Consider the following 26434-nt stretch of genomic DNA (forward strand, 5'->3'; position numbering starts at 1 on the left):
CCTAGCTTTTCAGACGATAACCGGTCCGCAGCATGGTCCAGGCCGACAGCGCAATGGCAAAGGTCCACCCGGCCACAACCACAAGCCCCAGAACCGGCGAACTGTCCGACACACCCAGCACGCCATACCGCGCCCCGTCGATGACATAGAAGATCGGGTTGAAATGGGTCACTGTCTGCAAGACCGGCGGCAGCGCCGTCACCGAATAGAAGGTGCCGGACAGAAAGGCCAAGGGCGTCACGATGAAATTGGTGATCGCCGCCATCTGGTCGAATTTGTTGGCAAAAATCCCTGCGACGATGCCGATCGACCCCAACAAGGCGCCGCCCATCACGACAAACAGCAGGGCCCACAGCGGATGCGCCACGCCCATCCCAAGGAACAGGGCAAGGCCCGTCATGATCGCGACTGCCACCAGCACGCCACGCACGACACCCCCTGCAAGATAGCCGATCACCATCTCCAAAGGCGCAATCGGCGGCATGAGGGTGTCGACGATATTGCCCTGCACCTTCGAGATCACGATCGACGAAGAGGTATTGGCAAAACTGTTCTGAATCACCGTCATCATCAGGATACCGGGCGCGAGGAACTCGATAAACGGCACCCCCATCACATCGCCCCGACGCGGGCCAATCGCGATATTGAAGATCATCAGAAACAGGCCCGCCGTCACAAGCGGTGCCAAAAGGGTCTGCGTCCAGACCGCCGTAAACCGCAGAATTTCCCGCTTTGCCAGTGTCCAGAGCCCCAGCCAATTCACCCGGCCAAACCTGCGCACACCCATTTCAAGCTGATTCATGGCGTCCTGCCCCTGCTTCTTCTGATTCTCTGCCTTGTAACTCGGACCGGGGTGGCTAAAATAGGCCCCTGACCAAGAAATGCGGGGCGGTTCAAAAAAGAGCCGCCTTTTAGCTGAGGAATTCACGGATGTCCTGGACCGACGAGCGCGTAGAGCTTTTGAAAAAAATGTGGGGCGAGGGCCAATCGGCCAGCCAGATCGCCAAAGAGCTGGGCGGCGTCACCCGTAACGCGGTGATCGGCAAGGTGCACCGCCTTGGCCTGTCCAACCGTGCGACCTCGACCAAGACCGAAACCAAACCAAAGGCCGAGGCCAAACCGAAACCGGCTCCCAAGCCCAAGGCCGCCGAAGCGCCCAAGCCCAAGGCCGAGCCCAAGCCGGAACCCAAGACCGAGCCCGCCGTCGCTGCACGTCCGGCCACCAGCCCGGCCCGCAAGGCAATCATCCCCGCCGGCCAGCCGCTGCCGCCGCAACCTTCGGCAAACGAAATCAGCCCCGAGGCGCTTGCCAAGGTGAACGAGGTCGAGAAATCGGCCAAGAAACTCACCCTGATGGAACTGACCGAGCGCACCTGCAAATGGCCTGTGGGCGATCCGGCCACCGAAGACTTCTGGTTCTGCGGTCTGCCCGTGCAACAGGGCAAACCCTATTGCGAAGCCCACGTCGGCGTCGCCTTCCAGCCGATGTCCTCGCGCCGCGACCGCAAACGCTGATCGGTCCTCGCAGGTTTACAAAGAACCCCGCTGCCTCAGGGCACGCGGGGTTTTCTTTTGCCTCACGCCTCGAACCGTCCGCGCACCTCGGCCGCGCGCGCGAAAAACGCCTCGCGCACCTCTGCGGCAAAGGGGTTGGCCGCTTCGATGGCATGCAACACCGTGGGCGGGTCATCCTTCACCATCCCGACCGCCTCGCGCAGAAGGTCGAAACTCGCCGTGGTCATCCGCTCCGGCAGCGGCCCCATCTCGACCAGCACCTTGGCAATCAGATGCGTCAGCCCCTGCACCATCGCCGCCTCGCGGTCATGTGCCTCGGCGCTCTCGACAATCACCTCCAGCCCCAGCCACCGCAGGAAGCCCGCAACCTGATGATGCCTGCGCCCCCGAACAGGGCACACCACGATCTTGCGGCCCGCCACGCCCTCTTTTGCACTCTGCGGCCCGAACAGCGGATGGGTGCCGACAATATCCACCCCCGCCGGCAACAGTTCCTGCATCAGGGCCACCGGCTCCATCTTCACCGATCCCACATCGATCACCAGCGTCCCCGGCCGCAGCATCGGACCCAGCAGCCCGAACAGGTGCCGCATCCGCGCCACCGGCACCGCCACCACGATCACCGCGCACTGCGCCACATCGGCAAGGCTGCCCATCGCCAGCGCCCGCCCGTCCGGCAGCACCGCCTGCACATGCACCGGATCATGCACCACCACGTCGAAATGATCGGCCAGAACAGATGCCGTCAGCCGCCCGAAAGCCCCGAACCCCACAAGGCCAAGGCGTGTCTTTTCCTGAAACCCCATGACAAGGCTCCTTCTCACTTGGGCCGCGCGCCAGTGTGAAGATTGTGCCTCTCGTTCAACTCACCGCGCCGCGGCGGTTGAACATGATTAGACCCCCGCCACTTATGTGGTCAGGGCGTAATAGACGGTGAAGATGAGGCCAGTCCGTGTCATGCCGCCTCCCTCGCACGTCTCATTGTCTCAAGTCAATGGGTTGCCCCCTCGCGCAGATCGATCCGGCGCACGTAAAGCGCCGCCAGCAATCCGCCCCCGGCCGAGGCCAGCATGATCCAGAGCAGCAATTCCACACCGTTCTCGGGCGACAACACCGCCCCCGTCAGCATGGTCAACAGCGCGCCCCCGGCCACCATCAGCGCCCCCGACAGGCCCGATGCACTCCCCGCCAGTTGCGGCCGCACCGACATCGCCCCGGCACTCGCCGCCGGCAGGGTCAGACCATTGCCAAGCCCCACGAAGACCACGCAGCCGAAATAACTGATCGGCGTGACCACATCCGCCATCACCAGAACGATGCCAACCAGCAACCCGCCACAGGCCACGACGCGCCCCGCCAGCATCATCACCGTCAGGCTACGGGTCTTGGCAAGACGCCCCGACAGGAAATTGCCAAAGGCAAACCCACCGGTGATCGAACCAATCCCGATCCCCACCTGCGCGGGCGACAGGCCAAACACCTCCCCCGCCACCAGCGCAGCGCCGGTGATGAAGGCATAGAACGCCCCGACCGAGAAGGCGAGGCACAGGGAATAGCCCCAGAACCGCCGCGACCGGATCAGCTCTGGATAGCTGCGAAACTGCGCCGCAAAGGTCTCTGACGGCGTGCTATTCGTCTCACCCATATCGACCCAGGCCAGCACCATCATCCCTACCCCAAGAAGGGTGAACACCGCAAAACTGGCCCGCCAGCCGAACCACTGGTCAAGAAAGCCGCCGAAACTTGGCCCCAGCATCGGCGCAATCGCCATCACCATGCCGATCTGCCCAAGCATCGCCGCCGCCTCCTGCGCCGGCACCATGTCCCGCACGGCGGCCCGCGACAGCGCGGCAGCAGAAATCACCGAGGCCTGCAACAGCCGAAACCCGAGAAACACCCAGATATCCTGCGCCAGCCAACAGCCAACCGAGGCCAGCGTGAACAACACCAGCCCCCCAAGCAGGATCGGACGCCGCCCATAGCGGTCAGACAGCGGCCCTATGACAAGCTGCAACACCGCCGTCACGCCCAGATACCCGGCCACCGACAGGTTCATCAGCGCATAATCGACACCGAAATCCGCTGCCATGTTCGCCAGCGACGGCAGGAACATGTTGAGGGTCAGGATGGACACCGCCGTCAGGATGATCAGCGTCGAAAGACGCGGCGGGGTCCGGGCCGCAGCAATCATGCGGCCCTGCCAAAGTCAGTCATCAATTCCCGCCCAGCAAATTCTTGAGCTTGTCGACCGCCTTGTCCTCAAGCTTCTGCTTGAGCGCATCCTCGACCGATTGCTCTTCGCCCGACTGCACCCCAAGCTTTTCTTCCAGCTTCTGTTTTACCTCGGACTTGGCCTTGTCCGTCACCTTATCGATCTCGAGGTCGACATCCCGTCCCAGCGCCTTGTCGAGACGCGGAATGAACTGCGGGTTGTCCCAGCTGCCCTTGATCTCCACCGGCACCGCCAGCCCGTCGTCGGTCTCGCTGCGCAGCTGGGGTGTGAACAAATAGTCGATATTGCGCGGCCCGATGCCCACGGTGCCTGCGCCCTTTGCAATCACGCTGGGCAGCGACAACAACAGGTCGTCATTGCTCAGGATGCCTTTCTTGATCACGAAAGACCCGCTCAGGGCGTCAAACACCGTGGTGCCACCCCCCGGTTGACCGCGCAGCAGGCGGTCCAGATCAATCCCGGAAATCTTGCCCTGCCCAACATCCACAGATCCGCTGCCATCAAGCGAGTTCATCAGCGCATGCATCGACTTACCCGACGCCAGAACCGAAATATCGGCCTTGCCCTTGCCCGACAGCCGCGTCACCCCCGCCGTTTCCGAAAGCAGCTTTTGCAATTCAAGACCGGCAATCGAGACATCCGCCCGCGCCGAAAAACCCTTGCGGTTGTTGGCAACCACCTTGCCCGACGCCACACCGTCATAGATATGCGCCTCGCGCAGGGTCACCACCGCCCGCGAATTCTTGATCGCCACAATAGCCCGCGTCTTGCCAAGCTTGGCACTGCCCAGATCAATACTCTCTGCCGAAAGCCCGATCTCGCCGTCGATCAGCCCCAGCGCGCTGGCGTCAATCGGGTCTTTCGACCATCCCGCCGTGCTTGGGGCGCTCTCGCCCCCGCTGCCCATCAGCGGCACAAGGTTAAGGCCTCCCGCCGAAAACTGCGCATTCACCACGGGGCGCGGCCCATTGGTAAAGACGTCCGCCTGCGCCGTCAGGCTGTTGCCAAAGGCCGTGATGCTGCCGTTGCGCAGCGAAAACTGCCCCTCTTTGGTCAGGGTTATCTCCCCCTTGATCCCCGCCGGCCCCGCCACGCCCGACGGCGCAAGGCCCAGCGCCTTCATGAGCGCGTCTGGGTCGGGCACGTTGGCATCCAGCATCCCCGCCACCTGCGGATCAAGAGCTGCACGCCCATCGAAATCAACACTTGCCCCGGCGGCGCGCACCTTGGCCTGAACATTTGTGACAGCGCCGCCAAGCAATCCCTCAAGGTCACTCACCACCGCATTCAGGCTCACTTCGTCGCCAGCGGGGCGCAGGGTCAGGTCCACTTCGGCAGGCTTGCCCTTGCCAAGCCAGCGCAGCGCCGCGTCCACGTCGGAAATCTCGAAACTCTCGCCGCCGTGATCCACATACCGCAGCTTTGCATCACGGATGTTCAGGCTCTCCAGAACAAGCCCACCAAGGCCGCTCTCTCCACTGGCCGACGTCTCGGTTGCGGCACCACTTTCCGGAAACAGCTCCCAGTTGGCCCGCCCGTCCTTGGCCACTTCCAAAAGGACCTCGGGGCGCACCGCTTCGATCTTGGTAATCCGGATATCGCCGCCAATCAGGCTCATCGCATCCACGCCAATCGCGGCGCTTTCGGCCCTGAACATCGGCCCGGCATCCGACCAGTCCGCGTTGCCAAGGGTCACTGCCCCCGTGCTCACACCCAGCACAGGATACCAGCTCAAACCGACCTTGCCGTCAAAGCTCAGCTCGCGCCCGGTCTGCGCCTTGACCTGATCTGCCGCGATCTTGGCAATCTTTTCACCCGGCAGCAGCACCACAAGCGCAACCAGCCCCAGAACGACCACAACAACAACCATCAGCAGAATTCGGATCAAACGCATGACACACCTCAAGAAAACTCAGATCAAAGCCTACGCCGCCACCTGATTTGCCGCAACACTCGGAACGTGTCATCTTGGGGCCATGTCTTCAAAACGTCTTGATCGCCTCCGCCCACCCCTCGGGTTCTTTCCCCAAAACCCACCGCCGTGATACCGTCGCAATACCGACGCAATACATACGCGGCTTTTCGACACCGAAAAATGCGGCCAAACCCAAATAATGCTTGGACGAATCACGCAACGGCCCTAAAGGGCGGCTCTCAAACTTCCGGCTCCAATCTCGCGGGGACACCTGATTGAAACAAGCTCACGGCGCACCGTATCTCGACTATGGTATTGATAAATGGGGCAAAGGCCTCATCACCGTCACGCCGGAGGGCGACATAGGTCTCCTCAACCCGCTGCAACCCGAGAACCCGCCGGTTCCCCTGCCAGCGATCCTGTCCGACCTCGACGAACGCGGCGTGCACGTCCCGATGATCCTGCGCGTCAGCTCGTTCCTCGAAAACGAGATCCGCAACATCAACCTAAGCTTCCGCGATGCGATCAAGCGCACCGGCTACAAGGGTTGTTACCGCGGCGTTTTCCCGATCAAGGTGAACCAGCAGGCGCAGGTCATCGACCGGATTGTCGAGTTCGGACAAGAGTTTAGCTATGGTCTCGAGGCCGGATCGAAACCGGAACTTGTCATTGCGCTGGCGCACCGTCTGGCCAAGGACGCGCTGATCGTCTGCAACGGCATCAAGGATGCCGAGTTCATCCGCCTCGCCATCCTGTCCCGCCGCATCGGCTTCAACACCGTGATCGTGCTGGAAAGCCCGAAAGAGGCCGACACCGTCATCGAGGTGTTCAAGGAACTCGGCGTCGAGCCGATGCTGGGCGTCCGCGTCAAGCTGACCAACCAGATCAGCGGCAAATGGGAAGAAAGCTCGGGCGACCGCTCGGCCTTTGGCATGAACACCGACCAACTGGTCTCGGTGGTGGACAAGCTGCGCGATGCGGGCTTGCTGCATTGCCTCAAGCTGCAACACTCGCACCTCGGCAGCCAGGTGCCCGACGTGAACGACATCCGCCGCGCCGTCGGCGAAGCCTGCCGCTACTACACAGAACTCACCAACGAAGGCGTCCCCCTGACCCACCTCGATCTCGGTGGCGGCATGGGCGTCGACTATACGGGCGAAAAGAAAGCGGCGGAAAACTCGATCAACTATTCGGTCGCGGAATACTGCGCCAACGTTGTGGAAACCGTTCTCTACGCGATGGACGAAGCCGGCGTTGACCACCCGACCCTTGTTACCGAAAGCGGCCGTGCCGTGTCGGCGACCTCGTCGATCCTGATCTTCAACGTTCTGGAAACCACCCTCTACGACGCCCCCGCCGCGCCGCAGATCGAAGAAGACGACCATCACCTGCTGATCGATCTGGCCGCCGTAAACGGCTACCTTTCTGCCGAACGGCTCCAGGAATGCTGGAACGACGCCAGCTTCTATCGCAACGAACTGCGCGCCCTGTTCCGCCGCGGCTATATCGACCTGCGCCAGATGGCCCGCGCCGAACGTGTCTACCTGCACCTGATGGCGCGCATCAAAACCCTTGTGGCCGACATCGAAGACGCCTCGGACATCGACGAGCAGCTCGAGAAAGTGGCCGACATCTACCACTGCAACTTCTCGCTCTTCCAGTCGCTGCCGGATTCATGGGCCATCGACCAGTTGCACCCGATCGTGCCGCTGCAAATGCTGAACGAACCCACCGACCGGCGCGCGGTGCTCTCTGACATCACCTGTGACAGCGACGGCAAGGTGGACCGCTTCATCCTTGCCGATGGCGTCTCGCCCTCGCTGCCAGTGCATTCCCTGCCCGAGGACAAACCCTATTACCTCGGCGTCTTCTTCATCGGTGCCTATCAGGAAACCCTTGGCGATCTGCACAACCTGTTCGGCGACACCAACGCCGTCACCATCGACCTGCGGGCCGACGGCGGCTTTGACCTGCTGCACGAACAGGAAGGCGACACCATCTCGCAGGTGCTGTCCTACGTGGAATACGATCCCAACGACTGCGTCGCCGCCTTCCGCAAACTGGTCGACGGCGCGATTTCGGCCGGTATGCTGAAATCCTCGGAACGCAAACAGATCATGGCCGCTTACCGCGACAGCATTAACGGCTATACTTACTACGAATAACCCTCAGCCTCAGGAGATTAGCGCATGGGTAAGACTCTGGTTGTCGGCGCAGGTGGCGTGTCCCACGCAGCCGTGCACAAGATGGCGATGAACTCGGATATCTTTACCGAGATCACCTTGGCGAGCCGCACGAAATCGAAATGTGACGCCATCGCCGCAAGCGTCAAGGAACGCACCGGCGTCGAGATCAAGACCGCCGCGCTGGACGCCTACAAGGTGGCCGACACCGTCGCGCTGATCAAGGAAACCGGGGCCGAGATCCTCGTCAACCTGGCCCTGCCCTACCAGGATCTGGTGCTGATGGATGCCTGCCTCGAAGCGGGCTGCCACTATCTCGACACCGCGAACTATGAACCCGAAGACGTGGCCAAGTTCGAATACCACTGGCAATGGGCCTATCAGGACAAGTTCAAAGAGGCCGGCCTGACCGCCATCCTCGGTTCCGGCTTCGATCCGGGCGTGACCAGCGTTTTCGCAACCTGGCTGAAAAAGCACAAGCTCGACACCATCCGCCAGATCGACGTTCTGGACGCCAATGGCGGGTCGAACGATCAGGAGTTCGCCACCAACTTCAACCCCGAGATCAACCTGCGCGAAGTGCTGGCCGAGGTGCGCCACTGGGAAGGCGGCGAGTGGAAAACCAGCCCCGCCATGACCACCAAGGTCGAGTTCGACTTTCCCGCCATCGGGCCCAAGAACATGTACCTGATGTACCACGAGGAACTCGAGTCGCTCTCGACCCACTTCCCCGAGATCGAACGGGCGCGCTTCTGGATGACCTTCGGTGACGCCTACATCATGCACGCCAAGGTGCTCGAAAACGTCGGCATGACCCGCATTGACCCGGTGATGCACGACGGTCAGGAAATCATCCCGATCCAGTTCCTGAAAACCCTGCTGCCCGATCCCGGCGACCTTGGTGCGGAAACCAAGGGCAAAGCCTGCATCGGCGACATCGCCACCGGTCAGGCCAAGGACGGCTCGGGTGAAAAGACCTATTACATCTACAACATCTGCGACCACGAGGAATGCTATGCCGAGGTCGGCTCGCAGGCCGTGTCTTACACCACCGGCGTGCCTGCCATGATCGGCGCCGCACAGGTGCTCAAGGGCAACTGGGTAGAACCCGGTGTCTGGAACATGGAACAGCTTGATCCCGACAACTTCATGGACATGCTGAACGACCACGGCCTGCCCTGGCAGGTCCACGAACTCGACGGTCCGGTCGACTTCTAAGCGCCCAAGCCGCTTGCAAGCGGCTTGACGCGATTTCGAAATCGCGTGGAAAGGCTTTTGCAAAAGCCTTTCCGCCAACCCCCAGAGGCCTTTCCCATGTCCGACATGATGACCACGCAGGCCGGTGATGCCGGTGCCTTCCGCGACTTCGATCTCTCCCGCGTGCCCACGCCCTGTTTCGTGGTCGACGAAAAGGCCATCGAGCGCAACCTGACCATCCTCAGGGATGTCGCCGACCAATCCGGCGCCCATGTGCTTTCGGCGCTCAAGGCCTTCTCCATGTTCTCACTGGCCCCGCTGGTACGCCAGTACCTCGGCGGCACCTGTGCCTCGGGCATCTTCGAGGCCCGTCTCGGCCGCGAGGAATACGGCGGCGAGGTTGCAACCTTTTGTGCCGGTTACAAGGATCAGGACATCGACGAAATCCTCTCCCTGTCCGACCACATCATATTCAACAGCCCCACCCAGAAAGACCGCTTCCTGGATAAGGCCCAGGCCGCAGGCGTGCAGGTCGGGCTGCGCATCAACCCCGAGCATTCCGAGGGCGAGTTTCCCAAGTACGACCCCTGCGCCCCCTGCTCGCGTCTTGGCACCCCGATCAGCCAGTTGAGTGCCGAGGTTATGCAGGGCGTCGATGGTCTTCACATGCACACCCTGTGCGAACAGGGTGTAGAGCCGCTGATGCGCACGTGGTCGGCCGTGGAGTTCAAGCTCCAGCCCTATATCGACGATCTCAAGTGGATCAACTTCGGCGGCGGCCATCACATCACCCGCGCCGACTATGACACCGAGGTGCTGATCGCGCTGATCAAGGACATCCGGTCTAAATACGGCCTCGACGTCTACCTCGAACCGGGCGAGGCCGTGGCGCTTGATGCGGGCATTCTTGTCGGCGAGATCCTCGACCTGCCGCAGAATGGCATGAACCTCGCCATCACCGACATCTCGGCCACCTGCCACATGCCCGACGTGATCGAGGCCCCCTATCGCCCCGCCCTTCTGGACGAAGCCGACACCGGTCACACCTACCGCCTTGGCGGCCCCTCCTGCCTCGCCGGTGACGTGATCGGCGACTACACGTGGGAACAGCCCCTGAAGATCGGCCAACGCTTCGCCTTTCTCGATCAGGCGCATTACTCGATGGTCAAGACCAACACCTTCAACGGCGTGCCCCTGCCCACCATCGCGCTCTGGAACAGCGAGACCGACGCGCTGACCCTCATCAGGCAATTCGGCTACGAAGACTTCAAAGAGAGACTCTCATGAGCATTTTCCTCGACAGCGAACTTTCCGAAGCAGAACGCAGCGAAGACGCCCGCTTCCGCGTGATCCCGGTGCCGCTCGAACGCACCGTCTCCTATGGCTCGGGCACCAAGGACGGCCCCGCCGCGATCATCGAGGCCTCGAACGAGCTTGAACGCATCTGCAACGGCAAGGAACCCTGCGCCAGCGGCATCTTCACCGAAGCGCCGCTTGATTGCGATGGCCCGATGCCCGAGGTCATGGAACGCCTTGCCCAGCGCACCGGGGCCGCGGTTAAAGAGGGCAAACTGCCCGTCACGCTGGGTGGGGAACATTCGCTGTCCTACGGGGCCGTGATGGGGGTGGCCCGCGCCCTTGGCAAACCTGTGGGCCTTGTCCAGATCGACGCCCACGCCGACCTGCGCGTGGCCTATCAGGGCAACAAACACAGCCACGCCAGCGTCATGCACCTCCTTGCCGAGGAAGGCATCCGGCTGGCGCAATTCGGGGTACGTGCCCTGTGCCAGCAGGAAGTCGACAGCCGTACCGCCAACGATGTCTTCTTCAAGGATGCAGAGGAACTGGTCACCGGCAACATCCACGCGGTCGACCTGCCCGAGGATTTCCCGGAACTGGTCTACGTTAGCTTTGATGTCGACGGCCTTGACCCCAGCCAGATGCCCGCCACCGGCACACCGGTTCCCGGTGGTCTCGGCTACTATCAGGCGCTGCAACTGGTGGAACACGCTCTCAAGGGCCGCACCTGTGTCGGCCTTGACGTGGTCGAACTGGCCCCGGACGGCAACGCCGCATGGGACTTCACCGCAGCCCAGATCGTCTATCGCCTGATGGCGGCCTGTACCTGATCGCCTCCAGCGCCCGGAAACTTGTTAACAAGTTAGCCGTGTGTTAACTGAAAGACCTCTCCTCAGAGGTCTTTTCATGTTTTCAGACCTGCGCGCACTCGTCCCCAAGCTCCCCGGCCTGCTATTCCTGCTGCTTCTGGGCCTCGCCGGCGCACTTTCGGCCCGTACTCTCGGCCTGCCCATTCCCTTTCTGCTGGGCAGCCTGGTGTTCGTTGCAACCTATGCCATAGTGACCTTTGCCCGCACCGGCAGCCGACCGTGGTACCCCAAGCCCCTGCGCACCACGTTCATTGCCGTCATCGGCGTGCTGATCGGTTCGACCTTCAAGGCCGACATGGCGGGCGAACTGCCCCGCATCTGGATCACGATCCTCGCGATGGTGCCCTTTGTCTTTGCCGCCCATGCAATCGGCTATGGCATCTTTCGCCATATCGGCCGCTATGACCCCGTCACGGCCACCTATGCCGCAATGCCCGGCGGGTTGATCGAAGCGGTTTCCCTCGGCGAGAAGGCTGGCGGCGATGTCGAAACCCTCAGCATTCAGCACTTCCTGCGCATCGTGATCGTCGTTGTGACCATCCCGACCCTGTTCTACCTCTGGACCGGCGAAGCGGTCGGCAGCGCGGCAGGCCAGCACCTCAACGCCGCGCCCGTCGAAGTGACCGATTGGCTTCTTATCGCCACCCTCGCCCTCGTCGGCGGTGTTGCAGGGATCAAACTGCGCCTGCCGGCGGGCCACATGATCGGCCCCCTCGCCCTCACCGCGACGCTTCAGGCCACCGGTGTCGTCAATATTTCCGGACCGGCGATCCTGTTGAACGGCGCCCAGCTGGTTGTTGGCGTGGGCCTTGGTGCCACCTTCGCCCGCACCACCCTGCGCCACCTGCTCTCCTGCCTTGGCCTTGGCATTCTCGTGGTCACCGTTCTGCTCGGGCTCGGTTTCGGGATCGCAACGCTGCTCGCCCCCTTCTCACCGATGCCCTTCGAGGCTGTTCTCATCAGCTTTGCACCCGGCGGCGTCACCGAAATGGGCCTGATCGCCCTAAGCCTCGGCGTCAGCCCGGTGCTGGTTGCCGCGCATCACCTGTTCCGGATTTCCTTCACGGTCACGGTCATCTCGATCCTCGCCCGACGCGCGACACCGCAATAAAATGAAAAGGCAGGGCCCAAGACCCTGCCTTTCCAAATGTCAGTTCCGTCGCGCCTTAGACGAAATCAATATGCTTGCTGAACGGCATTTCGCGAATCCGCTGCCCAGTTGCGGCAAAGATCGCATTGGCCAGCGCAGGCGCTGCCGGCGGCACCGGAGGTTCGCCGATGCCCCGCACCTTGTCACCGTTCTCAAGGCCGCGCACGAAGATCTCGGGACACTGGCGCAGACGCATACCTTCCGCATCCCAATAGTTCGCCTGCTCGGCCATACCATCGGCATAGGTGATCTCGCTGTTGATCGCGTGACCAAGGGCAAAGACCACGCCCCCCTGCACAAGGTTTTCAAAGTTCACCGGGTCCACGACGGTGCCAACATCCGCTGCAACCCAGACCTTGTCGATCTTGATCCCGGCATCCGTGTTCGTCACCTCGATCACCTCGGCAGTCGGCACCCCGAAACTCTCGACAAAGGCAACGCCGCGCCCCTTGTTCGGGCCAAGCTCACCGCCCCAGGACGACATCTCAGCCACCGCCTCAAGCACCTTGCGGCTGGTATCATGCCCGATCAGGCGCAGACGCTCTTCCATCGGATCGGCTCCCGCCTCGTGGATCAACTCATCCAGGAAGCTGTCAAAGAAGAACCCGTTGGCCGAAGCCCCGACCGACCGCCATGACGACACCGGCGCAAGACCCGGCACGCGATAGCCGCGCATCCGGTAGTTCGGCAGGTCATAGGGATTGTTCCACGAGCCTGCCACGATCTGGCTGTCCGGCCCCGGCACCGGGATCTTCGCTCGGCCCATCTGGGACTCCACGACCGATGGCATCGCCACCTGAAGGTCGATGGCCTCGACCTTGCCGTCCTTCACGACACCGGCAGCACGCGCCATGCCGATGTGGCGCGGGAAGTCATGGGCAAAATCCTCTTCCCGGCTGTAGGTCAGCTTGACCGGCGTGCCACGCATCTGGTTGGCAATCTCCGCCGCCTGCTTGATGTGTTCAAACTCAAGACGATGACCAAAGCTGCCGCCCATGAACTGGTTATGCAGCGTGACCTGCTCCTGCTCATGGCCGGTGATCTCGGCCACCAGAACCTGCAACTGGCGCGGAATCTGGTGCCCGGTCCAGACCGTGACCCCGCCCTCTTCGACAAGAACCGTTGCGTTCAACGGCTCAAGCGGCGCATGGGCCACATAGGGCGCACGGTATTCCGCCGCAAAGGCACCACCGGCCGCAACCGCCGCCGCGGCATCGCCATCGTCACGCCACTGCTTGTCCAGCTTGTCTTCGGTGAACGACGCTGCAATGGCCTCCCAGTGCTGATCCTGCTCTGCCGGATAGGGCGCCTCTCCCCAGTCAAAATCGATGGCTTCCGCCGCTTGGATCGCACGCCAGGTGTTGTCGGCGATCACCGCAACGCCGCCCGTGATCTCGACAATCCCCTTCACACCGCGCATCTCCTTTGCGGCGCCGGCGTCATAGCCGTTCAAGGCTCCACCCTGACGCGGGTTCACCTTGACTGTCGCGTGCACGGCCCCCGGCACTTCGATATCGATGCCATAGGTCTGGGTGCCAGTTGACTTGGCGATGATGTCAAGACGCTGCATCGGTTTGCCGATCAGGCGCCACGCGCTCGGATCACGCAACGTCACGTCCGTCACCGGCTCGAGACCCGCGGCAATCGGGGCCAGTTCCTGGTAACTCAGCTTCGTGCCATCCGGCAGGATCACATGACCCGCCTCGGTCTTGAGCGCGGTCGTATTGATCCCGCTTTTCTGGGCCGCAGCCGCCTTAAGCGTCTCCCGTGCGATGGCCCCTGCCTCGCGCAACTTGTCGAAACTGTCGGGCATTGCGGTCGACCCACCGGTGATCTGCATCCCGAGAAGCTTGGTCAAGCCGCCCATGACGCCGCGCATCGTCTCGGCGGTAAAACTCTCGTCCGTGGACATGAAGGGCACGCCTTCGTCCGCCAAAGCGCGGTTCCAATAGGCCGCCGCCGGCTTGCCAAAGCTCACATCGAACTGGCCGAACTCGAGGTCCATTTCTTCGGCAATCAGGGCCGCCTGCGAATGCGCAACCCCCTGCCCCTTGTCGCCGTGCGGCCCGATCAGCGTGATCTTGTCGCCTTCGATGATGACCCACGGATTGAAGGTCGCTGCCCCTTGGGCAAGCCCATCTTCCAGCGGGTTCGCAGAAGGCGAGCGCACCTTGTAGACACCAAAGGCCACGCCGCCAAGAACAGCAGCCGACCCGATAAGGAATGTACGACGGGCAATTTTTCCAACACTAGCCATGGTTTACGCCCCCTGCACCTTGGTTGCCGCCAGCTTCACCGCCTCGCGGATACGCGGATAGGTGCCGCACCGGCAGAGGTTGCCCGACATCGCCTCATCGATCTCGTCGTCCGACGGGGTGGGGTTGTCGCTCAGCAACGAAGCCGCCTGCATGATCTGTCCCGACTGGCAATAGCCGCACTGCGCGACCTGCGTCTCGATCCAGGCCTCCTGAACCGCGTGCAATGCGTCTGGCTGGCCCAGACCGTTGATGGTGGTCACCTCACCATCCACATCCGCAACCGGAGTCTGGCACGACCGCACCGCCACGCCGTCGATATGCACCGTGCAGGCCCCACACGCCGCAACACCGCAGCCATACTTCACACCCTTGATGTTCAGCTCATCCCTGAGCACCCACAGAAGCGGCATATCCTCTTCGACATCCACTTCATGAGTCTTTCCGTCCACAACCAGTTGCACGCGCTGCCTCCTGTTGACCAAATCGCTTGCCTAACAGATTAGCACTAACTCCCGGCATTTAACTTGCAGATCGTGCCAAAATCCTTTCAGATGGTGCCAAACGTCGCGTCACCTCTGGATTGGTGGGATCCCGCGCGCCACTCTGAACCGTGTAAATCAGCCACCGTGCAGGTCCCTCATGAGCCAAAAAAACCTCTACCCCGTCGGTCAGAAATTCAAACAGCTCTGTCAGGTTCTCAAGATTTCCCCTGAACGCGTCCTGCGTCGTGCGGGCTATGCGCCCGACTATCTCGACAACGAAGGCAAGGGTAGCACGGCACGGCAGTTCTTCGATATCTTCGCCGCCATCGAGCAAGAGGCCAAACGCGACGATCTCGCGCTTTTCCTTGGCAAAATGTTCGCCCACGGCCCCTTTGTGCCGCCGGTCTATGCCTTCTCCTGTAGCGCCGACATTGAAAGCGGCGTCAAGCGCATGGCCTTGTTCAAACCCCTCGTCGCCCCCTGCAAACTTGGCGTCGAACGCGACGACGTAAAGGTTTCGCTCACCTTCCAGTCCTCGGATCCAACGGTGGCCATGCCCGCCTGCATGGCGATGTTTGAACTGGTGTATTTCGTGGAGTGCTGCCGCTGCTTCACCGCGGAACATATCGTGCCGCTCGACATCACCCTGCCCGAAGGCGTCACCCTGACGCCCGAGCTGATCGACTTCTTCGGGATGGAGCCCAGCTCCAGCGGCCTGCCCGCCATCCACCTCAGCATCGAAGACGCCACCCGCCCGCTGATCTCGGAAAACCCGGAACTGCTGGCCGGTTTCGTCAAGGATCTGACCCGTCAACTCGAAGAGAAAAACAGCGACACGCCGCTCACAACCCGCCTGCGCAATGCTCTGCTCGAAATGCTTCCAGCTGGCCAGTCTTCGGTCGATTCCGCCTGTGATCGCCTCTGCATGTCGCGCCGTAGTCTTCAGCGCAAACTGCGCGATGAAGGCACCACCTACCAGTCCGTCCTCGACGGTGTGCGCTCGGAACTTTCACTGCAATACCTGCGCCACGACGACATGAGCGTCGAGGAAATCTCGTATCTTCTGGCGTATCGAGACCCAAATTCCTTCTACCGCGCGTTCCAGAGCTGGACCGGCATGACTCCACTGCAGGCACGCGGCATGGCCGCCCACTAATTGGCGCAATTCGCAAGTCATTTGGCACAATCCGTTTTTGAAACGTCACGCCACGCTGCGTATCTCATGGGCAGCGGAACGTGAACCCACAGGAGTTTCCAATGACCCAGACCATTCTCATCACCGGCGCATCCTCTGGCATCGGCAAAACCACCGCCAAGCTGTTTCACGACAAGGGCTGGAACGTCATCGCCACCATGCGCCGCCCCGAAAATGAAGACGAGCTGACGCAACTACCCAACACCCTTGTCACCCGGCTTGACGTGACCGACAGCGCGTCAATCGAAGCCGCAGTTGCCGAAGGCATCAAGGCATTTGGCAAGATTGACGTCCTGCTCAACAACGCAGGTTACGGCGCATACGGCCCCCTCGAAGCGTTCCCGATGGATCGCATCAAACGCCAGTTCGACACCAACGTCATCGGCCTGATCGAGACCACCAAGGCCGTCCTGCCCCACATGCGCGCCAACGGTTCGGGCACCATCGTCAACATCTCTTCGATCGGTGGCCAGATGACCTTCCCGCTCGGAGCCCTCTACCACGGCACCAAGTTCGCAGTCGAAGGCATCTCCGAAGCCATGCACTTTGAACTCGAAGCCGCCGGCATCAAGACCAAGATCGTTGAACCGGGTATGATCGCCACTGATTTCGGCGGCCGCTCTTTCGACTTCGTCAACGACGAAGCCATGACCGAATACCAGCCTGTTGTTCAGGCCCTGTTCGGCGCATGGGGCAGCGAAGAAATGGCCACCCGCGCCTCACAGCCCATCGTTGTCGCCGAAGTCATCTGGGACGCGGTGACGGATGGCACCAATACCCTGCGCTATCGGGCGGGTGCCGACGCGGTTGAACTTCTGGACAACCGCAAGGCCCTCGATGACGCCACCTTTTTCGGTGGTCTGAAACAACAGCTTGGCCTCTGAAAGGACCCCGTGATGCAGATTGACACCACCTTCCCCGTCATGGTCACCGGTGCAACCGGCTACGTCGCTGGCTGGATCGTCAAAGGCCTGCTCGACGCGGGTCTCACCGTCCACGCCCCCGTGCGCAACCCTCAAAACCTCGGCAAGGTGCAACACCTATTGAAGATGGCCGAAAACAGCCCCGGCAAGCTCAAGCTCTTCAAAGCTGACCTCCTTGACGAAGGCTCTTACGCCGAGGCGATGCAGGGCTGCGCAACCGTCTTCCACACCGCCTCGCCCTTCACGGTCAACGTGAAGGACCCGCAGACACAGCTGATCGACCCGGCGGTCAAGGGCACCCGCAACGTGCTGGCCGAGGCCTCCCGCACCGACAGCGTGAAACGGGTTGTCCTGACCTCCTCCTGCGCCGCGATCTACACCGATGCCATCGACTGCGCCGCCGCCCCGAACGGCACCCTGACCGAGGACATCTGGAACACCACTGCCTCGCTCGACTACCAACCCTACTCCTACTCCAAACTGCTGGCCGAAAAGGCCGCCTGGGAGGTCGCCAACGATCAGTCGCAATGGGATCTCGTTGTGGTGAACCCGTCCCTGGTGATCGGCCCGGCCACCAATCAGGCCCCCACCTCCGAGAGCTTCAATATCGTGCGCCAGATCGGGGATGGCACCATGAAAGCGGGTGCGCCGCGTGCTGGCATCGGGCTTGTGGACGTGCGCGATCTCGCGCAGGCCCATATCGCCGCCGCCTTCACCCCCGAAGCCGAAGGCCGCCACATCATCTCGGCTCACAACTCGAACCTGCTGGAGATGGGCCTCGCGCTGCAACCGAAATACGGCGACCACTATCCGTTGCCGAAAAAGGCCCTGCCCAAATGGCTGGTCTGGCTGGTCGGCCCACTCTCGGGCATCCCGCGCAAGTTCGTCAGCAACAACGTCAACGTCGAATGGCGTGCCGACAACTCCAAAGGCAAACGCACCCTTGGCGTCACCTACCGCCCTCTGCGCGAAAGCATGGAAGACATGTTCGCCCAGATGGTCGACAACGGGGTCTTCGACAAGGCTTAACATCCGCAAACCCACTCACGGATGCCAAAGGCGCCACCCGAACCACCGGGCTGGCGCCTTTTTTCAAACATTCCCGCCACAGGAAGCCTTGACCTTCCCACGACTGGAAGCCTTATAACATGGGCAACACCACGACTCGACGGATTGCCCGATGACCACATTGCGTTTTGAAATCAGCGGAATGAACTGCGCCGGATGTGCCGGACGCGCCGAACGCGCGCTTCAGGCCATGCCCGGACAGGCCTCGGCCTCCGTCAACCTCGCCTCGGAAACCGGCCTCGTCGACCTGACCAGCGCCGCCGCCGCCGACATCCGCACCACCCTGCGCAGCGCGGGCTATCCGGCTCGCGAAGACACCATCACCCTCGACATCTCCGACATGAGCTGCGCCTCCTGCGTGGCCCGCGTCGAACAGGCCCTGAACGCCCTGCCCGGCGTTCTCGAGGCGCATGTGAACCTCGCCACCGAAACCGCCCAGATCACCGCCCTGCGCGGTGCCATCCAGCCCCAAGACATGGTGCAGGCCGTGCGCGGCGCGGGCTATACCGCGACACCACGCGCAGAGGAATCCGACGCACCCGCCCGCGAAGACGCCGACAAGGTCACCACGGCACGCAACGCCTTCCTCATCGCCGCGCTCCTGACCCTCCCTGTCTTCATCGGCGAAATGGGCGGCCACCTGTTCCCGCCCTTCCATCACTGGATTCACATGAACATCGGGCTCACCACCTCGTGGACAATGCAATTCCTGCTCACAACGCTGGTGCTGCTCTGGCCGGGTCGCGCCTTTTTCACCAAGGGCATCCCGCTATTGCTAAAGCGCACGCCCGACATGAATTCGCTTGTTGCCCTCGGAGCCTCGGCAGCGTGGGGCTACTCCACCGTCTCGCTCTTCGCCCCCAGCCTCCTGCCTGCCGCCGCCCGCAACGTCTATTTCGAAGCCGCCGCCGTGATCGTCACCTTGATCCTTCTCGGCCGATGGCTCGAAGCCCGCGCCAAGGGCCGCACAGGGGCGGCCATCCGGAAACTCGTCGGCCTTCAGGCCAAGTCCGCCCGCGTTGAACGCAACGGCAGCGTCACCGAAGTTCCGGTTGACCAGATCGTCCTAGGCGACCTCCTGCACCTACGCCCCGGCGAACGCATCGCGGTGGATGGCACCGTCGAAACCGGCGCTTCCTTTATTGACGAAAGCATGATCACCGGCGAACCGATCCCGGTCGAGAAATCCACCGGCGACACCGTGGTGGCCGGTACGGTCAACGGTCAGGGCGCCATCACTTACCGCGCCACCGGCGTTGGCAGCGACACCATGCTGGCCCGCATCATCGCGATGGTCGAACAGGCACAGGGCGCCAAGCTGCCGGTTCAGGCATTGGCCGACCGTGTCGTTCTGATCTTCGTGCCCGCCGTGATCGCCATCGCCCTGACGGCCCTTGCCGCATGGCTGGCGTTCGGCCCCGAACCGCGCCTGTCACATGCGCTGGTCGCCGCCGTATCCGTCCTGATCATCGCCTGTCCTTGCGCCATGGGCCTCGCTACCCCGACCTCAATCATGGTGGGCACCGGCCGCGCCGCCGAACTTGGCGTCCTGTTTCGCCGGGGTGAGGCACTGCAACGCCTCGAAGACGTCTCGGTTGTCGCCTTCGACAAGACCGGCACCCTGACCGAAGGCCGCCCAACCCTGTCGGCGCTGATTGCCACCACCATGCCCGAGGCCGCCCTCCTGCGCCTTGCCGCCGCCGTCGAAAGCCAGTCCGAACACCCGATCGCCCGCGCCATCGAAAGCGCGGCGCTGGAACAGGGGCTCGACCTTCCGCCCGTGAAAGACTTCAACGCCATCGGCGGCTTTGGTGTCCGCGCCACGGTCGAAGGCCATGACATCCTGATCGGGGCCGACCGCCTGATGACCCGCGAGGGTATCGACATCGCCGCCCTCGCCGATCAGGCCGCATCCCTCGCCAGCAAGGGCCAGACCCCGTTCTACATCGCGCTCGACGGACAGCTTGCCGGCCTCGTCTCGGTCGCGGATCAGGTCAAACCCTCGGCCCGCGCAGCCATCGACCGCCTGCACGCCATGGGCAACACCGTCGCCATGATCACCGGCGACAACACCGCCACGGCCAAGGCCATCGCCGCCGATCTCGGCATCGAACATGTCGCCGCGGAAATCCTGCCCGAGGGCAAGGCCGACACCGTCACCGCCCTGCGCGCCGCCCACGGCCCCATCGCCTTTGTCGGCGACGGCATCAACGATGCCCCGGCACTGGCCACTGCGGATGCGGGCATCGCCGTCGGCTCTGGCACCGATGTCGCCATCGAAAGCGCCGACGTGGTGCTCTTGTCCGAAGACGTCTCGGGCGTGGTCAACGCCCTGCATATCTCGCGCCAGACCATGCGCAACATCCGGCAAAACCTGTTCTGGGCCTTTGCCTATAACGTTGCCCTGATCCCCGTCGCCGCTGGCCTGTTCTATCCCCTGCTCGGCTGGCAACTCTCGCCCATGCTCGGCGCGGGCGCGATGGCCCTCAGCTCGGTCTTCGTCCTGTCCAACGCCCTGCGCCTTCGCACGCTTTCTCCCGCCATCGCCAAAGGAGACACCCAATGAACATCGGTGAAATCTCGACCCGCTCGGGCCTGCCCGCCAAAACCATCCGCTACTACGAAGACATCGGCCTGATCCTGCCGGAACGCTCGGACAACGGCTATCGCCGCTTCAACGAGAACGACCTGCACCGCCTGTCCTTTCTTGGCCGCGCCCGCGCCCTTGGCTTCTCGATCGAAGACTGCCGCACCCTGATGGCCCTCTACAAGGACGAGGCCCGCGCCAGCGCCGACGTGAAACAGGTCGCCACCGAACACCTGACCCGCATCGAAGAAAAGATCGAACAGCTGCAATCCATGCACGAGACGCTCTCGCATCTCGTCTCGGAATGCGCCGGCGACAACCGCCCCGACTGTCCGATCCTGAACGATCTCGCCAGCCCGAAAGCCTGCCACAAAGGCTAGGCTCACACCCCTCCTCGAATTTCGTCATTTCTCCCTAGACCTGCCCGCCCCAAGCCCTAGCTTGCCCCGCATGACGATTGCGATTCACTGGTTCCGCCGCGACCTGCGGCTCTCCGACAACCCCGCCCTTCTGCGCGCCGCCCAATCCGGCACCGTGCTGCCCGTCTTCATCCTCGAAGACAACCAGCCCCTCGGCGGGGCCAGCCGCGCTTGGCTGCACCGATCGCTAGACGCCCTGAACACCGCGCTGAACGGCACCCTGCGCGTCTTCACCGGCGACGCCGCCACGATTCTGCCCCAACTGGTCAATGAAACCGGCGCGACAACCGTCACCTGGACCCGCCGCTATGACGCCACCGGCATCGAAACCGATACAGCGCTCAAGGCCGCTCTTTCCGATCAGGGCATCTCGGTCATTTCCGAAAACGGCGCGCTTCTCTGGGAACCGTGGGAAGTCAAAAAAGCCGACGGCACCCCCTACCGCGTCTTCACACCCTTCTACCGCAAGGGTTGCCTCTCTGCCGCGCCGCCCCGCGCGCCTTTGCCCGCGCCGGACCTCACCCTCAGCGACGCCCCGAACCCCACGCAGATCGACGACCTGAACCTGATCCCGACACCGCGCTGGGATATCGACACCCTCGCCCACTGGTCCCCCGGCGAAGCAGGCGCACAGGCCCGTCTCGACACCTTCCTTCAGGACGGCATCATCAACTACAAGGACGGCCGCAACATCCCGGCCGATCCCAAGGTCTCGCGCCTCTCGCCCCACCTGGCCTTTGGCGAGATTTCCCCGAACACCGTCTGGCACAGCGCCCGCCAGTTGCCCGCCTCGCAGGATCGCGATCACTTCCTGTCGGAACTTGGCTGGCGCGAGTTCTCCTATTCGCTCCTGTTCCACAACGGCGATATCGCCACCCGCAATCTCAACGCCAAATTCGATGCCTTCCCCTGGGCCGAGGCCACCGCCCTCCTCACGGCATGGCAAAAGGGCCAGACCGGCATTCCCATCGTGGATGCCGGTATGCGCGAGCTCTGGCAAACCGGCTATATGCACAACCGGGTGCGCATGATCGTCGCCTCTTTCCTCGTTAAGAACCTGCTGATTCACTGGCATCACGGGCTGCACTGGTTCGACGACACCCTGTTTGACGCCGACCCCGCCAACAACCCGGCCTCGTGGCAATGGGTGGCAGGTTCAGGCGCCGACGCCGCGCCCTATTTCCGCATTTTCAACCCGGTCACCCAAAGCCAGAAGTTCGATCCCGACGGCCGCTATATCCGGACCTATGTCCCCGAAATCGCCGCCCTGCCCGACCGCTCGCTGCACGCCCCGTGGGAGGCCCCGGCCCTCGTCCTGAAGGCCGCGAACATCACGCTTGGCACCACCTATCCGATGCCGCTTGTCGATCTGAAGGATTCGCGCGCCCGCGCACTCGCCGCTTTCGATGAGACCAAGACCGCGTAACTCCCGATCTTGTTACCGCTAGCTGGTGCCACCACGTCACGTTTATCGCTAACACTGGCCTTAGTGGCCCCGCCCCCCCTTTCCGAAAGGAAACTTCCCGCATATACCGCGCGCAAATTCTGGACAAAGGGATACGTCTATCATGACCGTCACTGTAGGTATCAACGGATTTGGCCGCATCGGCCGCTGCACCCTGATGCACATCGCCGAAAGCGCGCGCGAAGACATCAAGGTTGTCAAGGTAAACGCAACCGGCCCGCTCGAGACCGCTGCCCACCTGATCCGCTACGACTCGGTCCACGGCCGCTTCCGCAACGAAGTGAAAATCGGCGAGAACATGATGGACCTCGGCGCAGGCGAGATGCAGATGTACTCGACCTACGACATGGACGAACTGGACTGGAGCGGCTGCGACATCGTTCTGGAATGCACCGGCAAGTTCAACGACGGTGAGAAAGCCAAAAAGCACCTCGAGCGTGGCGCGAAAAAGGTTCTCCTGTCGGCCCCCGGCAAGAACGTCGACAAGACCATCGTTTTCGGTGTCAACGACGAGATGCTCGAAGCCTCGGATACTATGATCTCGAACGGCTCCTGCACCACCAACTGCCTGGCACCGGTTGCCAAGGTACTGAACAACGCCTTCGGCATTGAATCGGGCATCATGACCACGATCCACGCCTACACCGGCGACCAGCCGACCCTCGACCGTCGCCACAAAGACCTGTACCGCGCCCGCGCCGCAGCCATGTCGATGATCCCAACCTCGACCGGCGCCGCCAAGGCCCTGGGCGAAGTTCTGCCCGAACTCAAAGGCAAACTCGACGGTTCCGCGGTTCGCGTTCCCACCCCGAACGTGTCCGCCGTTGACCTGACCTTCGTGGCCAAGAAAGACGTCACCGAAGCTGACGTGAACGCCGCAATGGCCGAAGCTTCCGCCGGCGCCATGAAAGGTGTTCTGGGCTACACCGAGGAAAAACTGGTCTCGACCGATTTCAACCACACCGAGGAAAGCTCGATCTTCGCAGCCGACCAGACCAAGGTCATCGGCGGTCGTCTCGTCCGCGTCCTGGCATGGTACGACAACGAATGGGGCTTCTCCTGCCGCATGGCAGACGTCGCCGTGAAGATGGGCAACATGTAAGCCGCACCATCCGGCACTGAAACTTGCGCCTCCGGACACTCTCGGGCATATCTGCTCGAAAGCATCCGGAGGCGCTTTCATTATGACCAACCCGATCGCCGTGTTCCTGGCTCTCGTGATCTTCGCAGCCCTTGGCTACGATTTGGTCTTTCTGAACGGGCAGGTTTCGCTCTTCCTCGCCCGCAAACTCGCCGACCTGATCGAGTGGCTCGCTTTCTGGCGCTAGTCCATCCGGATCTTGGTCCACACGGTTCCCTTCACCGATTTTTCCCAGTTCAGGTGCACGTCCGACCCGTCGCTGCCCTCTTCCACCGACACATAGGGCATCGTGTATTCGGTCACGTTCGACGTGTTCTTGATCTTGCCCTTCATCACCACCGCCTCGACAGCCCGCGCCCGCCAGCCAAACGGCAGCCGTCCTTCCGTCTCGACAACCCAGGTGCTCGCGTGGCTGTTCTGGTCATGCTCGATCAGCACCGGATTGTGAACCGGAGTGGTGATCGCGTGAAACGAGTTCCCCTCGAACAGCACATGCTTGCCCTTGGTCTTGTCGAGATCGGCGAAGGTCGTGTCCACCTGATCCACCCGGTCCACGGCACCATGCACCGACCGGAACTTGTTCCCTGTCACGGTCAGCCCGCCAAGGTAATGCCCGCTGCCATGCGGCTTGATCACGATGAACCCGGTCCAGGGGGCCACGTCGCCCGACAGGAACACGCTGTCGGTCACGCTTAGCGAGCTGAACGAGAAACCGCCATTGAAGCTCGGCACAGCGCTGTATTCATTGGTCCATTCAATACTGCAATTGTCGACATAGTTGCCGTCAAACGTCAGGATCGGATGCGACACCGCGATCAAAAGACCCGCCGTGCGCACACCGCCGGTCTCGCCATCGCCCTGGAAAAAGTGGTTGCCGATCACCGTTGCATTGGTCCCGCCGATCACCGCGAAATGGCGGAACTGGCTGGCACGGTTGCTGCGCAGCTTCACATCATTCGAATTGCTGTTGATCGCCACGCTCTGACGGTCCTGCGCCCGCGTGCCGCCCTCCGCCGTGTTAAAATTGCAATGATCCACCAAAAGACCCTGGCACCCGCCACCATGGCTGGTGATCCCGCGATGCGCGGGCCGTGTGAAATGGCAGTTGCGCACATGGAACAAAAGCCCCGAGGGTGCCAGAAGGATGCCACTGGCCTTCGAGTTGCACAAGAACTCGATCCCCTCAACCTCGAAGGACTGAATCTTGTCAAAGCCACTGAAATCCATCACGTATTTGAACCGCGTGAAGGTATAGGTCTGCACCCCTTCGGCATCAAACAGCGGCTGGGACAAGGTGACTTCCTGCGCCGCCTCGTTCTTGGAACGCACATAGATTTCGCGCCCCACCCCGTTGCCCGTGACCAGCGATCCCACCGGAATATTCGCCACGTTCGTCACGTTGCTCAGAGTCTTGCTGTTCGACGCGTTGTAAGTCGCTGTCGAGGTCACAACCTCCGGGTCCCACACCGTATCGCCGGTCACATAGAACTGCCCGTTCCGGATCACCCGGCGCTGCGCATATTGCGTGCGATTGGGCACGACGGCCTGCATATCCATCGGCCCGTCGATGGTGATCCGCCGCCCACCAAGATCAAGCGACTCGTGATCGGCATTGTTCAGCAACGACTGGAACGCCTTCTCAAACGCCAGCCGCTCATTCCCGAAGGCATCGAAATAACTCTGGTAGTCAAAGTTCTTGGTCAGCCCGAACAGCTTGTCCGTCGGCATCGTCACCGTGCCGACAAAGCGCACCGGCGTGGTGAATGTCATGTCCGCATCAAGGAAATACGTCCCCTCCGACACCAGCACCTCGCGCCCGTCCGCGGCATCGTTGGCCGCGGCAAAGGCCGCCGAGTCATCTGTCACGCCATCTCCCACGGCGCCGAAATCGCGCACGTCGACCCAATCCATCATGTCCCGCAGATAGGCGCTGGTAATGTCGATAACCTCGAGATCGTCGATACGCACCACGCCGCCAATCGCGCCGGTCAGGTCAAGGCCGACATGGGCATAGACCACTTCATCGCCCCAGACCATGTCCACGCCACCACGCGCACCGCCGCCAATGATCGCGCTCACCTCGACAATATCGCCATAGGAGGTGATCGACACATCCGGACCAACCTCGACAAGGCCGCCGACATGGGCATTGCTGCCATTGCCGGCCCATGCCGCGATCCGCACATCCGGTAGTGCCCCCGAAACGGCCTTCACGCGCGCTTTGACCTGAAGGTAACACCCCGGCAGGATCGGCGTCTGCCCCATATGGCGCAGCTTCTGGGTGGCCTCGGTCTTCACCAGCTCCAGACAGCCGCCAAAATCCGCATCCGACGGCACCAGCGCCGCATTGACCGCACCGTCATAGGTATCCGATCCCGGCGTGCCATCGCCGCTCGACCACACGTCCAGCCCATCCGCAAACGCAGGCGGCATCAGCAGCACGCCATCGGTAATCGCCTTGTTCATGATTTCCCTTTCCTTGCCGCCCGCCCACGGGCTCATCACTTTGGAAAGGGAAGTATCAGGCCGGGTTTA

At 62.2% G+C, this 26434-nt stretch carries 21 protein-coding genes; 14 read left to right on the forward strand and 7 right to left on the reverse strand.

Translation table 11 applies throughout. The annotated features are described in order from the left end of the window. Position 1: 1 nt before the first annotated feature. Positions 2-802, reverse strand: coding sequence for an ABC transporter permease (locus ABWV42_RS04940; protein ID WP_255103116.1), 801 nt, complete (start codon positions 800-802; stop codon positions 2-4). A gap of 128 nt (positions 803-930) precedes the next feature. On the opposite strand from ABWV42_RS04940, the gene ABWV42_RS04945 reads away from it, so the two are divergent. Next, positions 931-1515, forward strand: a complete 585-nt coding sequence (locus ABWV42_RS04945) for a GcrA family cell cycle regulator (protein ID WP_255103118.1) — start codon at positions 931-933, stop codon at positions 1513-1515. A 62-nt stretch (positions 1516-1577) separates the two neighbouring features. Here ABWV42_RS04945 and ABWV42_RS04950 read toward each other — a convergent pair whose 3' ends face one another. The 3 genes from ABWV42_RS04950 to ABWV42_RS04960 form a co-directional block, all read right to left on the reverse strand. Beyond that, positions 1578-2321 (reverse strand): prephenate dehydrogenase/arogenate dehydrogenase family protein, encoded by a 744-nt coding sequence (locus ABWV42_RS04950; protein WP_353339131.1) that lies wholly within the window; start codon positions 2319-2321, stop codon positions 1578-1580. A gap of 185 nt (positions 2322-2506) precedes the next feature. Then, positions 2507-3706, reverse strand: coding sequence for a multidrug effflux MFS transporter (locus ABWV42_RS04955; RefSeq protein WP_353339132.1), 1200 nt, complete (start codon positions 3704-3706; stop codon positions 2507-2509). 22 nt (positions 3707-3728) lie between these two features. Next, a complete protein-coding gene (locus tag ABWV42_RS04960) occupies positions 3729-5642 on the reverse strand; it encodes an AsmA family protein (RefSeq protein WP_353339133.1) in 1914 nt (637 codons plus the stop codon). A 296-nt stretch (positions 5643-5938) separates the two neighbouring features. Here ABWV42_RS04960 and speA point away from each other — a divergent pair, with 296 nt between their 5' ends. The 5 genes from speA (at position 5939) to ABWV42_RS04985 (ending at position 12322) form a co-directional block, all read left to right on the forward strand. After that, a complete protein-coding gene (gene speA, locus ABWV42_RS04965) occupies positions 5939-7828 on the forward strand; it encodes a biosynthetic arginine decarboxylase (protein ID WP_353339134.1) in 1890 nt (629 codons plus the stop codon). A 24-nt stretch (positions 7829-7852) separates the two neighbouring features. After that, complete coding sequence (locus ABWV42_RS04970; protein ID WP_255103127.1) at positions 7853-9064, forward strand: saccharopine dehydrogenase family protein; 1212 nt, start codon at positions 7853-7855, stop codon at positions 9062-9064. A gap of 96 nt (positions 9065-9160) precedes the next feature. Continuing rightward, positions 9161-10330, forward strand: a complete 1170-nt coding sequence (nspC, locus tag ABWV42_RS04975) for a carboxynorspermidine decarboxylase (RefSeq protein ID WP_353339135.1) — start codon at positions 9161-9163, stop codon at positions 10328-10330. Further along, positions 10327-11172: an agmatinase gene (gene speB / locus ABWV42_RS04980; RefSeq protein ID WP_353339136.1), complete on the forward strand. Its 846-nt coding sequence runs from the start codon at positions 10327-10329 to the stop codon at positions 11170-11172. Before nspC ends, speB begins: the two co-directional genes overlap by 4 nt. Positions 11173-11248: 76 nt before the next feature. Then, positions 11249-12322, forward strand: coding sequence for an AbrB family transcriptional regulator (locus ABWV42_RS04985; RefSeq protein ID WP_353339137.1), 1074 nt, complete (start codon positions 11249-11251; stop codon positions 12320-12322). A gap of 55 nt (positions 12323-12377) precedes the next feature. Here the strand turns inward: ABWV42_RS04985 and ABWV42_RS04990 are convergent, their stop codons facing one another. Beyond that, entirely contained in the window at positions 12378-14618 is a 2241-nt protein-coding gene (locus ABWV42_RS04990) for a xanthine dehydrogenase family protein molybdopterin-binding subunit (protein ID WP_353339138.1), read from the reverse strand. A 3-nt stretch (positions 14619-14621) separates the two neighbouring features. Next, positions 14622-15080, reverse strand: a complete 459-nt coding sequence (locus ABWV42_RS04995; RefSeq protein ID WP_353339139.1) for a (2Fe-2S)-binding protein — start codon at positions 15078-15080, stop codon at positions 14622-14624. Positions 15081-15258: 178 nt separating this feature from the next. On the opposite strand from ABWV42_RS04995, the gene ABWV42_RS05000 reads away from it, so the two are divergent. From ABWV42_RS05000 to ABWV42_RS05035, 8 genes are all read left to right on the forward strand, one after another. Then, positions 15259-16257: a helix-turn-helix domain-containing protein gene (locus tag ABWV42_RS05000; protein ID WP_353339140.1), complete on the forward strand. Its 999-nt coding sequence runs from the start codon at positions 15259-15261 to the stop codon at positions 16255-16257. Positions 16258-16358: 101 nt separating this feature from the next. Then, entirely contained in the window at positions 16359-17180 is an 822-nt protein-coding gene (locus tag ABWV42_RS05005) for an SDR family oxidoreductase (RefSeq protein WP_353339141.1), read from the forward strand. Between the two features lie 12 nt (positions 17181-17192). Then, a complete protein-coding gene (locus tag ABWV42_RS05010) occupies positions 17193-18248 on the forward strand; it encodes an NAD-dependent epimerase/dehydratase family protein (protein ID WP_353339142.1) in 1056 nt (351 codons plus the stop codon). A gap of 151 nt (positions 18249-18399) precedes the next feature. After that, entirely contained in the window at positions 18400-20853 is a 2454-nt protein-coding gene (locus ABWV42_RS05015; RefSeq protein ID WP_353339143.1) for a heavy metal translocating P-type ATPase, read from the forward strand. After that, positions 20850-21254, forward strand: a complete 405-nt coding sequence (cueR, locus tag ABWV42_RS05020; protein WP_353339144.1) for a Cu(I)-responsive transcriptional regulator — start codon at positions 20850-20852, stop codon at positions 21252-21254. Before ABWV42_RS05015 ends, cueR begins: the two co-directional genes overlap by 4 nt. Positions 21255-21324: 70 nt before the next feature. After that, positions 21325-22719 (forward strand): cryptochrome/photolyase family protein, encoded by a 1395-nt coding sequence (locus ABWV42_RS05025; RefSeq protein ID WP_353339145.1) that lies wholly within the window; start codon positions 21325-21327, stop codon positions 22717-22719. Between the two features lie 142 nt (positions 22720-22861). Continuing rightward, positions 22862-23860 (forward strand): type I glyceraldehyde-3-phosphate dehydrogenase, encoded by a 999-nt coding sequence (gene gap / locus ABWV42_RS05030; RefSeq protein WP_255103153.1) that lies wholly within the window; start codon positions 22862-22864, stop codon positions 23858-23860. A gap of 82 nt (positions 23861-23942) precedes the next feature. Further along, entirely contained in the window at positions 23943-24086 is a 144-nt protein-coding gene (locus tag ABWV42_RS05035) for a hypothetical protein (protein WP_255103155.1), read from the forward strand. Here the strand turns inward: ABWV42_RS05035 and ABWV42_RS05040 are convergent. Beyond that, complete coding sequence (locus tag ABWV42_RS05040; protein WP_353339146.1) at positions 24083-26401, reverse strand: glycosyl hydrolase family 28-related protein; 2319 nt, start codon at positions 26399-26401, stop codon at positions 24083-24085. The two genes, ABWV42_RS05035 and ABWV42_RS05040, sit on opposite strands and share 4 nt — an antisense overlap. Positions 26402-26434 lie beyond the last annotated feature (33 nt).

This window comes from Pelagimonas sp. KU-00592-HH, from assembly GCF_040369695.1.
Taxonomy (GTDB): Bacteria; Pseudomonadota; Alphaproteobacteria; order Rhodobacterales; family Rhodobacteraceae; genus Shimia.

Coding starts and splice junctions, on each gene's coding strand:
- ABWV42_RS04945 (WP_255103118.1), top strand. CDS start 931: ATGTCCTGGACCGACGAGCGCGTAGAGCTTTTGAAAAAAATGTGGGGC.
- nspC (WP_353339135.1), top strand. CDS start 9,161: ATGTCCGACATGATGACCACGCAGGCCGGTGATGCCGGTGCCTTCCGC.
- ABWV42_RS05005 (WP_353339141.1), top strand. CDS start 16,359: ATGACCCAGACCATTCTCATCACCGGCGCATCCTCTGGCATCGGCAAA.
- ABWV42_RS05015 (WP_353339143.1), top strand. CDS start 18,400: ATGACCACATTGCGTTTTGAAATCAGCGGAATGAACTGCGCCGGATGT.
- ABWV42_RS05025 (WP_353339145.1), top strand. CDS start 21,325: ATGACGATTGCGATTCACTGGTTCCGCCGCGACCTGCGGCTCTCCGAC.
- cueR (WP_353339144.1), top strand. CDS start 20,850: ATGAACATCGGTGAAATCTCGACCCGCTCGGGCCTGCCCGCCAAAACC.
- ABWV42_RS05035 (WP_255103155.1), top strand. CDS start 23,943: ATGACCAACCCGATCGCCGTGTTCCTGGCTCTCGTGATCTTCGCAGCC.
- ABWV42_RS04950 (WP_353339131.1), bottom strand. CDS start 2,321: ATGGGGTTTCAGGAAAAGACACGCCTTGGCCTTGTGGGGTTCGGGGCT.
- ABWV42_RS04985 (WP_353339137.1), top strand. CDS start 11,249: ATGTTTTCAGACCTGCGCGCACTCGTCCCCAAGCTCCCCGGCCTGCTA.
- ABWV42_RS05010 (WP_353339142.1), top strand. CDS start 17,193: ATGCAGATTGACACCACCTTCCCCGTCATGGTCACCGGTGCAACCGGC.
- ABWV42_RS04990 (WP_353339138.1), bottom strand. CDS start 14,618: ATGGCTAGTGTTGGAAAAATTGCCCGTCGTACATTCCTTATCGGGTCG.
- speB (WP_353339136.1), top strand. CDS start 10,327: ATGAGCATTTTCCTCGACAGCGAACTTTCCGAAGCAGAACGCAGCGAA.
- ABWV42_RS04970 (WP_255103127.1), top strand. CDS start 7,853: ATGGGTAAGACTCTGGTTGTCGGCGCAGGTGGCGTGTCCCACGCAGCC.
- ABWV42_RS04940 (WP_255103116.1), bottom strand. CDS start 802: ATGAATCAGCTTGAAATGGGTGTGCGCAGGTTTGGCCGGGTGAATTGG.
- gap (WP_255103153.1), top strand. CDS start 22,862: ATGACCGTCACTGTAGGTATCAACGGATTTGGCCGCATCGGCCGCTGC.
- ABWV42_RS05040 (WP_353339146.1), bottom strand. CDS start 26,401: ATGAGCCCGTGGGCGGGCGGCAAGGAAAGGGAAATCATGAACAAGGCG.
- ABWV42_RS04955 (WP_353339132.1), bottom strand. CDS start 3,706: ATGATTGCTGCGGCCCGGACCCCGCCGCGTCTTTCGACGCTGATCATC.
- ABWV42_RS05000 (WP_353339140.1), top strand. CDS start 15,259: ATGAGCCAAAAAAACCTCTACCCCGTCGGTCAGAAATTCAAACAGCTC.
- ABWV42_RS04960 (WP_353339133.1), bottom strand. CDS start 5,642: ATGCGTTTGATCCGAATTCTGCTGATGGTTGTTGTTGTGGTCGTTCTG.